Below are 11,206 nucleotides of genomic sequence, written 5' to 3'. Positions count from 1 at the left end.
CAACGATCTGCATTCATACTGCATCTCTCTTTCGGGTTCAGTTGAAGGTTTTGGCGTGTCTGGCATTTTCCTTATGGGCGGCGACGCGATCGACGAGCTGGTTCCATCGACTGCATTGCTTTTGCGGTAAATCTGTCTTCGGAAGCTCGTACAGGTGGTAGTGTCCGTTGTAAGCATGGCTGGTGACGAGGCCATGTTCAGCCCATCTGGCGAGGGTATGTTCATGGATATTGAGGTGCGCAGCCGCCTCCTTTTTTGTCAACATTCCACGATCCCGGAGCCGGTTATAGCGCGATCTCAGCTTGTATTCGCGAACGAGGTAGGTGACGCGTTTGGTTGTGAAGCGGGCGTTGCGCTGGTCACGGCGCGTCACCGAGCCCGGACGGTATCCCTGATTGTTGAGAATCTCTGCGATCTCGGAAAAAATATGATCGTCGAGGAGTTTATCGATCAGTTGGATGACGTCGGGGTTCGTCTTGACCTGCTGGCTGGGCGATTTTGGGCTGATGGTGACGAGTGTCTGGGTTTTACCGCCCTTGAAGCGAATATGAGCCTTGGTCGTGCCTCTCTTCGGTAGTTTGAGGAGGGTAACGTCCTCAATGATGTGGGCAAGCAAGCGCTTTCGTTCGCGGTTCGGGGTCTCTGGATTGGTCCAGAGTTTTTTGAAGTCCGCCGTCATGGCGACCAAGCGCTCGTGGACGGCCTTATCAAGGATGAATTGATCGTGCTCCTGGCCGCGCTCGCGCTCTTCGCGGGCATTGGCTAAGATGCGGAGCTTCTCGTTCCATTCGCCTTCGAGCGTGTCGGCGACGAGGCGGTTGTTGGGATCGACGAGCATGAAACGGCGCTGGGCGAGATCGGCCTCCGTTTGGGCGCGCTCGATTGCGCGACAGCGCAGCCGGTCCGCCTCTTCATGCCGCGCTTCGATCTCTTTGCGGACTTCGAGCGCCAGTTCGACGGCGGCCGGCGTCATCTGCTCTGCGATCAGCATGCCGATGGCTTCGTCGATGGGAGGCGCGGCGATCGCCTGGCATAAGGGTTCACCGCGATTGGTACGGGCGCGATCACAAACGTACCAGGCTTCCTGCCGGCCGCGCCGGGCAGCATAGCGCATGTGAAAATGCCTGCCGCATTGCCCACACACGGCGCGCCCCTGCAGCAGCGCCGGGCCTTCGCGCGGAGGTGATGCGACCCCCGCGTTCCATTTATGGCAGATGTTCGACGTTAGAATCCTGAGGTTCTCCTGATGCTGCTCCCAACTGATGTAGCCGGGATGGGCATCTGGAATACATGCTGTCCAATCGTCACTACCTTGTTTGCGCACGAGCTTCTTGCCATCAATGGTTCGTCTATAGCGACGGCGTCCATAGGCATAGGCTCCGGCGTAACGTGGATTGTGCAGGACGCGCATCGCCGTCGAAGGCGTCAGTGGCCGGAAAACCGTCTGGCTGCCGTGCAGACGGGAGGGAAAGAGAATGCCCTCTTGACGAAAGGCCTTGACGGTCTGGGAGGCGGATCCGACGCGAGAGAATGTCTCGAAGAAATGGGCGATTGTCTCTCTGACTTGCATGTCCGGATCAAGCGTCACGTTGCCGGAATGGTCATAGACCAGCCCGGTCGGGAGGGGGCAACGGAACTCGCCACGCCGGGCCTTATTGAGGATGCCGCCGCGCAGCCGTGCCTTGATCACATGCAGTTCGGCCTCACTCATTGTTCCCTTGAGGCCGAGCAGGAGCCGGTCGTTGAAACTACCCGGGTCATAGACGCCGTCCTCGTCGAGGATCAGGGTATCGGCGAGAGCACAGATCTCGAGCAGCCGCTGCCAATCGGCATTGTTGCGCGCCAGACGAGAGACCTCCAGGCCCATGACGATCCCGGCATGCCCCATGCCGACATCGCTGACCAGCCGCTGAAATCCCTCACGCCAGACCGCCGATGCGCCGGATTCGCCTTGATCATTATCGATGACGATAATCTGCTCCTCGCGCCAACCAAGGGCGATAGCACGGCCGCGAAGCGCATATTGGCGCATGGCGCTCTCGGTATTGTCGATGACTTGCCGCATCGAAGATTGGCGGATGTAGAGGTAGGCGCTGCGTTCACGGTGATGAGACTGGACTTTGAGGTGTAGATTCATGGTGCTCTCCGTTGGTGGATGCTCATGGCGATGGTCGCCAGGACATGAACGACGGCGCTGAGGTCGCCGTGCGCCGGTCGGATGGCCGATGACAGGTAAAACTGGCCTTGATCAGGGCATGCCGCTGCAGGCAGTGCGCGGGCCCATCCCCACATGCCGCGGCGCAGAAAAAGCATGAGGCCGCTACGGGCCTTGAGCGGCAGAACTTCGCCGAGAGCTGCGCTGCGCAGCACCTCGTACTGGTCCGCGGTGGCCGGCAATGAACATGCCGATGCCGTGGCAACGTCTAGCGGATCGTTTTTTTTAACAGCCGCTCGATCGTCCTGGGATGAAGTGCGACATCGAGTTCGTTGCGGACCAGCTTGGCGAGTTCGCGCGCACGAACGGGCTCGCCCGGGACCAACCTCGCCTGGAGAAATGCCAGGACTTCGTCGTCGACCTTGTGGGGACCGCGGGGTCCCGGCTTTGCCGGTACCAGTCCGGCAATCCCACTCGTGTCGAAGTTTGCCTTGGCCTGGTAGTAGGTTGGCCTGGAAACACCATACTCGTCGGAAGCGTCCGTTACCGAGACATTGTCGATGGAGACGCGCCGCAGCATCTCGTATTTGACCTGGACGGCGTCGTGCGGATCGAAGAACTCGCTTCCCTGGAACTTCGGGTCGCGCACCTTCTCGGGATTTGGATTGAAGGTGCCCTCGTCGAGGAGGGTATCCATCTTTGATCGCTTGCCGCCGTACTTCGCAGGCATTGTAGGTTCCGGGTGCAAGATCGAGTATTAATGTAAATCTATTTATACCGCCATTCTCGTTTAAATCAAGAGCGATCCCACATTGTGTCACCAGAAATTGGCAGATATTATAGGATTTACGGCTCATTGCGGGGCCTCTTGCGGCATAATCTGGTTTACACTAGCGGCATAATTATCCTTACACTCCGCTGCCAACCTGCCACAGAGGTGTTCCACCATGCTGGCTAGTTCCATCAAGTTCGAAACCAGCAAGAGCGCGCGCCCATTGCTCGCGACAACTTCTGGATCAATGCTCACAAGATCAGTCCATTGAGGGGGAAGCGGCCATATGGCGCCATCCTCGGTCTGCAAAAGCAGACGGTCGCCCTGCAAGTTACCTCGCTTCCCAACGCAGGGCAGCTGCCGGCCGAAAAGAGGATGAAACTGATGGGTAACCAGCACTAGCTGCTGATCTGCGCCCGAAGGGGCTGCATTCTCAGATAAGGTACAAAATCCTTGAACAGGGAAGCTTTGCCTGGCCCAAGGTGCAGGATGGAACAATGCGTCTTTCCAGGGCTCAGTATGAAGCTTTGTTCGAAGGTCTCGACTGGCGACGGGTCATGGCGCAACGGGTGACGGCGCCGTTGGCGGCAGGGTGAGCATCCGGCTGTCTTTGCATTGTTTTGTTTGGTTTTTTTGTGCTGTCTTGCTATAAGACAGCATGTCGTCGCCGCTTGATCTCAGCCTGTTTCCGGACCTTCCGCCAGAGGTGGTGAAGGCGTTCGCGGCGATGCAGTTCGAGCTGTCGGTCGAGCGTGCTGCCCGTCAGCATGAGCAGGCTGTGGTCGCAGAAAAGGATGCGTTCATCGCCGAGCTGAAGGAACTGGTCGAGAAGCTTGAAGGTCAGGTTCACGACTATCGGCGCACGAAGTTCGGGCCGAAATCGGAAAAGCTTGATCCAGCGCAGATGGAACTGGCGCTGGAAGACCTTGAAACGGCGATTGCCGAGACACAGGCGCGGATCGCCGCCGTCGAGAAAAAGATCGAAGCCAGCGCATCCGATCCGGGCAAGGCTGCTCCTCGCAAGGAGCGTAAGGTCCGTGCATTACCCGAACACCTGCCGCGGGTCGAGAGAGTGATCGAGCCCCAGAGCATCGTTTGTCCCTGCGGTTGTGGCAACATGGTCCGGATCGGCGAAGACCGGACGGAACGGCTCGACCGGATTCCGGCACGCTATCAGGTGATCGTCACGATCCGCCCGAAATACGCATGCCCCAAGGGTCGAACGGGCGTCGCCCAGGCCAAAGCGCCGGCGCATCTGCTGGAAGGGAGCTGGCCGACCGAAGCCCTTCTGGCTGAGATTGCCGTCTCCAAGCATTCCGAACATATGCCGCTCAACCGGCAGGCCGAGGTCATGGCGCGACACGGGGTGCCGATAGACCGCACGGTCCTGGCTGATTGGATGGGGCGCACGGGCGGCGAAATCGCCCCGGTGGTCGACCACATGGCCAAACGGCTGCTGTGGGAAAGCACGCGCCTCTATGTCGACGAGACAACGGCTCCGGTTCTTGATCCGGGGCGAGGCAAGACGAAAACCGGCTATCTCTGGGCCGTGTTGCGTGACGACCGCGGCTGGAATGGCTCTGCGCCGCCGGGCGTGGTGTTCCATTACCGGCCCGGGCGTAAAGGCGAATATGCCGCTGAAATCCTCGACGGGTTCAACGGCACGATCCAGGTCGATGCCTACGGTGGCTACTCTCACCTCGCCACATCGGACCGCATCGGTGGCAATCCCTTGAAGCTGGCTTTCTGTTGGGCACACGGACGCAGGAAGCTGATCAAGGCCACACCCAAGAGCGGATCGCCCATCGTCGACGAGGCGCTGGTGCGGATCGCTGCGCTCTACAAGATCGAAGACAGTATCCGGGGCTCAGATCCCGAACATCGCCGGGCAGTTCGACAGGACCTGTCCCTTCCGCTGGTGGACGCGTTCTGCACCTGGCTGGCAGCACAGGGCAAGCGCATCTCACGCAAGTCTGACCTTGGAAAAGCCCTGGCCTATATGCTGACACGGCAGGATGGCTTCCGGCTGTTCCTGGACGACGGCCACGTCGATATCGACTCCAACCTCGTGGAAAACGCGATCCGCCGACCGGCCATGAATCGCCGCAATGCGCTCTTTGCCGGGCACGATGAAGGGGGCCGCAATTGGGCTCGGTTTGCCAGCCTGATCGGCACTTGTAAAATGAACGGCGTCGAGCCCTACGCCTACCTGTGCGACCTCTTCACCCGCCTCGCGAACGGCCACCTCGCCAAAGACATCGATGCTCTGATGCCATGGGCCTACGCCGCCCGCGTCAAGGCCTCACAATGAGCTCGCCAGGTACTATTCGGTGAGCTCATTTGACGGCCGATATCACCGTCAGATCGCTGCAACCGAAAAATCCATGGGGCGTGGACGTCGCATACGATATTCAGAAGAAAACGGCCGGCTTCACGTCGGAATCCCACATATGAGCGTGGCTGACGTTGATCGAGCGGTTACCGACGGCATATCCGGCCGAGCCAACAAATTCGCAAGAATGGACGATGGAACTTGACTGGCGCGAAGCGTCGCCACGTACCGGAACGCTAAGTGTTCGCGTGCGTGACATCATGGAGCGCGATCATGCAAGGGATGGAAGGTCTACACCGATCTGAAAATTGACCGCCCTAGCCGGCTTCTTACGGGCGGGACGCCCTGAGCGCTAATCAATCAGGTCCAGACATCACTTGCATCCGGATCGATTTGGCGAAGCGCAGCGGTCCAGGCCATGTTATACCAAGGCACCATTTCGTCATGTCGGAACTGTTTGGCTGTATGTTCCCGGATTTCCTCGTCAGGGCAGATCACGAGCTCGGCCCCGCCGGATTGCGCGGCGATCTGGGCCTCGCAGGCGCGTTCGAGGAAATAGATATGGTCAAACGCCTCTGGGATAGAACGACCACCAACCAACAGTCCGTGATTGCGCAAGATCATTGCCCGGTGGTTGGGGCCGAGATCACTGACCAGACGATCACGCTCTGCCACGTCCAGCGCGATGCCCTCGTATTTGTGATAGGCAAGATGGCCATAGAACTTCAGCGCGTGCTGACTTATCGGCAGCAGCCCATCCCGTTGCGCTGAAACAGCTATCCCGGCTTTGGTATGGGTGTGCACAATGCAGACCAAGTCATCGCGGACAGCGTGCAAGGCCGAATGTATAACGAACCCGGCCTCGTTAACCACCTGATCCGATGCAGCATTGTCCACTTTCTTGCCATTTAAGTCGATCTTGACCAAATCTGAAGCGCGCATTTCGTGGAACATGCGCCGATAGTCGTTGATAAGAAAGTGATGGTCAGCCCCAGGCGCCCGGGCCGAGATATGCGTGTAAATTAAGTCGGTCCAGCGGTAATGCGCGACAAGCCGGTATAGGGCGGCCAGGTCGCAGCGGATATCCCATTCATCCGGGCTTATCGTATCTGGACGGTGCAACTGCTTATTCATCGGAACCTCAGTTATTTGAACGGTTGGCGACGGAGCTGTTTTACGGCTTAACAGCTCCATCACGGGGCTAAGCTGCAGCTTTGGCTTTGTGGTAATCATTCATGGCGCCATCCAGCACGATGCGGGTGAGCCGGCCCACTTCAGCGATCTCGTCTTCGCTGATGATCAGGGCAGGCGAATAAGCGATTCGGTTTGCCGGCGTCGTGCGCAAAATGATACCGTTTGCCTCCGCGTGCTTGTCGATCAGTTTGTTTATGCCCACCTGCGGCGCGAAGCTCTTGCGTGTTTCCTTGTCGGCAACAATCTCGATCCCACCCAGCAATCCGACGCCCGAAGCAGAGCCTACAAGCGGGTGATCAGTGAGTGAGTCCATCATTTCAAGAAAGCGCGGTTCTAGCGATTTGACGCGCGCAACGATATCGATCTCCTCGTAAATTCTGAGGACTTCCAACGCCACAGCTGAGGCAACAGGGTGTCCGGCATATGTGAATCCGTGTACGAAACTGCCGATGCGATCACTCTCACTCGTCATGACGTCGAACACGCGCTGATTAATCAGCAGAGCCGAGATTGGCAGCATTGCCGCAGACAGACCCTTGGCACAGGTGATCATGTCCGGAGAAAGGCCACAGGTTTCAGAGCCCCACATCTTTCCGGTTCGGCCAAAGCCGCAGATCACTTCGTCTGCGACAAAAAGAATGTCATACTTACGCAGGACGGCTTGGATCTTCTTAAAGTATCCAAGCGGCGGCGGCAGAGCGCCCGCGTTGCCTTGAACGGGGTCGGCAAAGAAGGCAGCGATGGTTTCCGGCCCTTCTTTTAGGATCGTCGCCTCCAAAGAGTCGGCTAGGCGCTGGGAAAATTGTTCCTCGGTTTCGCCCGGACTAGCGTTCCGATAGTAGTTCAACCCTTCGGTATGGATGAACCCTTCGAACGGCAATCCGAAGCTGCGGTGATACGCGGCATTGCCAGTCATCGAGATCGCAACGCACGTCGAGCCGTGGTAACTGCCCATGCGGGAAATGATTTTGCGCTTTTCAGGCTTGCCCACACCGTTCCAATAGTACCAGGCCATCTTGACCGCGCTATCATTGGCCTCGGACCCGGAGCACTGCAGCAAAACCTTTGACATCGGCACGGGTGCCAATTGAAGTAGCTTTTCTGACAGCTCGATGGCTGGGCCGTGCGAATACCCCCTGAACAACTGAAAGTAGGGCATCTGTTGCAGGGCTTCATAGGCGACTTTTGCAACGCGCTCATTCTTGAAGCCCAGGGACGAGCACCAGAGCGCAGCGCCGCTGTCGAGAAAGCGCCTGCCGGCGTCGTCGAAGACATAGACCCCTTCGCCATGGGTGATGATATTCGGACCAGTCCGAAGGTGCGTTTGCAGGTTGGTCTGAGGATGGACGACGGATGCGATATCGCGATCGTGGAGGGTCATGTTATTTCTTTCCAAAGCGCAAACTCCGCGTTACAGCTAAGAATCTCTAACCATCAGCTTACAGTCGCGGATGACGTTTCTGTAGCGGCAATCAGGAAATCTGCCATATCCGGCGGCGATGGGTGACTGAGAGGCTTGGAATGGGGGGCGGGAGCCGCCTCAGAGTGCTGCGAGATCGCTGGCGTCGATCAGGTGGTCGAGAACGGCCCGTTGCGTCGGGGCTAAATCCTTGAGCACACGAACGCAGACATGATGTTCACGTTGGGCCCAGCTATCGCTGATATGCACGGTGACAAGGCCTAGGCGTTCGGCGAACAATAAGGCCGAGCTTGCCGATACGACTCCAATAGCCAGCCCATGGCTTACGATCAAGCAGACCGTGTCATAACCGTCGGCATAGAGTTTCACCTTGAGGTATTGGTTTAGCGCCGCCGCCGCTCGGGTTAGTAGCGGCATAAGCGTGCCTTCCGTTGCCTGTCCGACGACCTCGAATTTCAGGATGTGTTCCATAGAGACCGAGGCATGGCCGGCTAACGGATGGTCAGGATGGACCACCAGGACCAGCGTGTCGCGAAAGATAGGCCGGTGCCAGACCTCGACCGGCGGCACATCTCCGACATAGATGCCGATGTCCGCGGCGTTCTGCCAGACCGCCCGCACCACGGCAGCGTTGGCCCGTTCTTCGAGCACGATTTGCACACCCGGATGCGCTTCGACAAACCGAGGCAGAATGCGGGGAACGAATTCCATCAGGGCTGTTTCATTTGCGCTAAGAACGACGCGGCCGCGCAGACCCTTTCGTGTGGCATCGAGACCCGCCTCAAGCTGGCGAGCTTCGTGCAGCATGGCACGTGAGTGGCGCAGCACTATCATGCCCACATCTGTCACCTCTACGCCCCGTCGATGGCGATTTAGAAGCGCTGAGCCAATCTCAAGCTCTAGAAGCTTGATCCGCTTGCTGAGTGCCGAGGCTGCAATGCCATTGTGGCGGGCGGCTTGAGCAATGCTCTGATGGTCGATAACTGCGACGAAAAGACGTGCAGTTAGCAAATCAAAATGCGCCAGTCCGCGGTTCATATAGGTGTCCTCGCCCGGGAACTCCGAGCAGGTTGATGTCAACGGCCCTCGAAAACGGGACTGCGCTTCTGCCTGAGTGCGAGCAGGCCTTCGTCCCGGTCACGGCTTGATTTGATCCTCGCAATGTCCCGATTAACGCTGGCCGCCTTTTCCGATGGTCCTTCGGGCAGGATTGACGTGTTGACGAAGGATTTGAATAACTCCAGTACCATCGGCGCGGCAGAGCCGATCCTGTCGGCCCATTCCAGCGCAAGATTGACGTGCTCGCCGTTCGGTGCCACCCGATTTACAAAACCGACTTCGTAAGCACGCTGTGCTGTAAGGCTTTCGCCCATGAACATTACCTCCATCGCGATCTTGTGCGGGATGCGCGCGGCAAGGCCCGCAATCATCCCTCCGGTAAATCCGCGATATGCCTCGGGGTAGAAAAACTTAGTCGTGTCGGAGGCTATAAGCAGATCCGATTTCATCGCCATGACCATCGCCCCGCCGACGCACCAACCTGAGGGCGCGAGGATCAGTGGTTTCGACAACTGGAAGCCGATACCCGGAATGCAACGCCACAGTTCCGGCAAATCTTTCACGTCAGCTCCCGAGCAAAACGTTTCGCCCACGCCGGTAAGAACAACGACGCGTTGGTCTGACGCCTCGAAATCCTGAAATGCCTCCTGCACCTCGAATGCGGTCGCACTGTCAATGGCGTTCAGGCGGTCTGGCCGATTGAACGAGATTTGAGTCGTCTTGCCGTGGTTTTCGATGATGAGGGTCATAACTGGCCTATGTCTGTGGATAATAGCCGGCGCGAGCTTACAATGATTGTTCGATGACCAGCCGCTTCGTAGTGTAAGATTCGATACCTTCACTTCCACCCTCGCGGCCGTAACCGCTATCCTTGATGCCGCCGAAGGGCGTTTCAGGGAAGGATACCGTCAAGCCGTTGATGGCAACCATACCAGCTTCCACGCGGCGCGACACCTCTGCAGCACGCGTCATAGACTGGGTAAAGCCGTAAGCGGCAAGACCATACGGCAGGCGGTTAGCCTCAGTTATGGCATCGCTCATCTCGTCGAACCGGTTGATCAGGGCGACGGGTCCAAAAGGTTCCTCGTTCATGATCCTCGCTGACAAGGGCACATCCGCCAACACGGTGGGCGCAAAGAACGATCCCCGGTTCAGGAGCCTCGAGCCGCCGGTCAGCAGGCGGGCGCCCTGCTCAACAGCGTCGCCGACCAGATTCTCCATCGTGATCATACGCTTCTCGTTGATCAAGGGGCCCATCTCGACGTCGGGCTCAAAACCATCGCCAACTTTTATGTTTGATGCCACCTCTACAAAGCGGGAGAGGAAGGCTTCATAGATTGTGTCTTGGACAACAAAACGGGTGGGTGAAGTGCACACTTGTCCGGCGTTGCGGAACTTCCCCTCCGCAGACATGGTGGCGACCTTTTGCACATCGACATCATCGAAAACGATGACGGGAGAATGGCCGCCTAGCTCCATCGTTGAGAGCTTCATGTTCTGCGCCGCCATCGCGGCTAGATGCTTGCCGACGGGAACCGATCCGGTGAAGGTAAGCTTGCGTATTATTGACGAGGTCAGCAGGTGATTTGAGATCTGCGCAGGATCACCAAAAACCAGATTGATCACGCCGTCTGGCACTCCCGCCGCGACAAACGCTCGGACGATTTCTACAGCCGTGCCAGGCACATCTTCCGCGGCCTTAAGCACGCAGGAACAACCCGCCGCCAACGATCCAGCCAACTTGCGGGTGGGCGAGATGGCCGGGAAATTCCAGGGCGCAAAGGCAGCAACGGGGCCGACCGGCTCCTGCAAAGTGTACAGCCGCATCTCGGGACCGGACGGCACGGTCTTACCATAGGTGCGCCGCCCTTCCTGCGCGCCCCATTCGATCATGTCGGCCGCTTTGAGTACCTCTCCCTTGGCTTCGGCATAGGACTTGCCTTGCTCCATGGTAAGTATCTCGGCGATACGGAGGGCTCGCTCACGAACCAAGTCTGCGGCCTTTTGCAAAATAACACCGCGTTTGGTGGGACTGGTGTTACGCCAAATTTCAAACCCCTTGGCGGTTGAGGCGAGCGCGGCGTCTAAATCCGCAATCGTGGCATGAGGCAATTGGCCAATCACTTCGCCGGTGGCGGGGTTGATGATGTTTGAGGTCTGGCCCGCGGATCCGCCGCGCCAGACGCCGCCGATGAAGAGTTGAACGTCCGTATATTTGCGCTCGGTCATGGTGATATCCTTGATTGGCTTCTGTTGCGGTCCCCGCGGGATACG

Annotated in this window: 10 protein-coding genes; 2 read left to right on the top strand and 8 right to left on the bottom strand. The window is 58.2% G+C overall.

All coding sequences use genetic code 11. From position 1 onward, the window contains the following. Positions 1-37: 37 nt before the first annotated feature. From ACTJKL_RS28505 to ACTJKL_RS28495, 3 genes are all read right to left on the bottom strand, one after another. Positions 38-2,137, bottom strand: coding sequence for a recombinase family protein (locus tag ACTJKL_RS28505; protein WP_440854089.1), 2,100 nt, complete (start codon positions 2,135-2,137; stop codon positions 38-40). 286 nt (positions 2,138-2,423) lie between these two features. Beyond that, the gene (locus ACTJKL_RS28500; protein WP_130521527.1) at positions 2,424-2,885 is read right to left on the bottom strand and encodes a helix-turn-helix domain-containing protein; all 462 of its coding nucleotides are present in this window, start codon (positions 2,883-2,885) and stop codon (positions 2,424-2,426) included. Between the two features lie 123 nt (positions 2,886-3,008). Further along, positions 3,009-3,326: a DUF5372 family protein gene (locus tag ACTJKL_RS28495; RefSeq protein ID WP_440854392.1), complete on the bottom strand. Its 318-nt coding sequence runs from the start codon at positions 3,324-3,326 to the stop codon at positions 3,009-3,011. An 11-nt stretch (positions 3,327-3,337) separates the two neighbouring features. Here ACTJKL_RS28495 and tnpB point away from each other — a divergent pair, with 11 nt between their 5' ends. Both tnpB and tnpC read left to right on the top strand, forming a co-directional pair. Further along, positions 3,338-3,523: an IS66 family insertion sequence element accessory protein TnpB gene (gene tnpB, locus ACTJKL_RS28490; RefSeq protein WP_440854391.1), complete on the top strand. Its 186-nt coding sequence runs from the start codon at positions 3,338-3,340 to the stop codon at positions 3,521-3,523. A gap of 62 nt (positions 3,524-3,585) precedes the next feature. After that, positions 3,586-5,238 carry an IS66 family transposase gene (gene tnpC, locus ACTJKL_RS28485; protein WP_440854390.1) on the top strand — a complete coding sequence of 551 codons (1,653 nt, stop codon included), beginning with the start codon at positions 3,586-3,588 and terminating at the stop codon, positions 5,236-5,238. Between the two features lie 381 nt (positions 5,239-5,619). Here tnpC and ACTJKL_RS28480 read toward each other — a convergent pair whose 3' ends face one another. From ACTJKL_RS28480 to ACTJKL_RS28460, 5 genes are all read right to left on the bottom strand, one after another. Continuing rightward, entirely contained in the window at positions 5,620-6,393 is a 774-nt protein-coding gene (locus ACTJKL_RS28480) for a class II aldolase/adducin family protein (protein ID WP_440660741.1), read from the bottom strand. Positions 6,394-6,460: 67 nt separating this feature from the next. Next, positions 6,461-7,834 carry an aminotransferase gene (locus ACTJKL_RS28475; protein ID WP_440637054.1) on the bottom strand — a complete coding sequence of 458 codons (1,374 nt, stop codon included), beginning with the start codon at positions 7,832-7,834 and terminating at the stop codon, positions 6,461-6,463. A 159-nt stretch (positions 7,835-7,993) separates the two neighbouring features. Continuing rightward, on the bottom strand, positions 7,994-8,911 hold the full coding sequence (locus tag ACTJKL_RS28470; protein WP_430764908.1) for a LysR substrate-binding domain-containing protein: 918 nt from the start codon (positions 8,909-8,911) through the stop codon (positions 7,994-7,996). 38 nt (positions 8,912-8,949) lie between these two features. Then, positions 8,950-9,681, bottom strand: a complete 732-nt coding sequence (locus ACTJKL_RS28465; RefSeq protein ID WP_440637056.1) for an enoyl-CoA hydratase-related protein — start codon at positions 9,679-9,681, stop codon at positions 8,950-8,952. Between the two features lie 37 nt (positions 9,682-9,718). After that, positions 9,719-11,161 (bottom strand): NAD-dependent succinate-semialdehyde dehydrogenase, encoded by a 1,443-nt coding sequence (locus ACTJKL_RS28460; RefSeq protein ID WP_440637058.1) that lies wholly within the window; start codon positions 11,159-11,161, stop codon positions 9,719-9,721. Between the last annotated feature and the right edge of the window lie 45 nt (positions 11,162-11,206).

It is taken from the genome of Sinorhizobium sp. 22678 (assembly GCF_052044265.1).
Taxonomy (GTDB): domain Bacteria; phylum Pseudomonadota; class Alphaproteobacteria; order Rhizobiales; family Rhizobiaceae; genus Sinorhizobium; species Sinorhizobium meliloti_A.
Note: the sequence above shows the minus strand (reverse complement) of the source record. Positions and strands in the feature narration are given on the sequence as shown.

Bases quoted from the DNA above. Each gene is read 5' to 3' on its own strand.
- ACTJKL_RS28505 (WP_440854089.1), bottom strand. From the start codon at position 2,137: ATGAATCTACACCTCAAAGTCCAGTCTCATCACCGTGAACGCAGCGCC.
- ACTJKL_RS28500 (WP_130521527.1), bottom strand. From the start codon at position 2,885: ATGCCTGCGAAGTACGGCGGCAAGCGATCAAAGATGGATACCCTCCTC.
- tnpC (WP_440854390.1), top strand. From the start codon at position 3,586: ATGTCGTCGCCGCTTGATCTCAGCCTGTTTCCGGACCTTCCGCCAGAG.
- ACTJKL_RS28480 (WP_440660741.1), bottom strand. From the start codon at position 6,393: ATGAATAAGCAGTTGCACCGTCCAGATACGATAAGCCCGGATGAATGG.
- ACTJKL_RS28475 (WP_440637054.1), bottom strand. From the start codon at position 7,834: ATGACCCTCCACGATCGCGATATCGCATCCGTCGTCCATCCTCAGACC.
- ACTJKL_RS28470 (WP_430764908.1), bottom strand. From the start codon at position 8,911: ATGAACCGCGGACTGGCGCATTTTGATTTGCTAACTGCACGTCTTTTC.
- ACTJKL_RS28465 (WP_440637056.1), bottom strand. From the start codon at position 9,681: ATGACCCTCATCATCGAAAACCACGGCAAGACGACTCAAATCTCGTTC.
- ACTJKL_RS28460 (WP_440637058.1), bottom strand. From the start codon at position 11,161: ATGACCGAGCGCAAATATACGGACGTTCAACTCTTCATCGGCGGCGTC.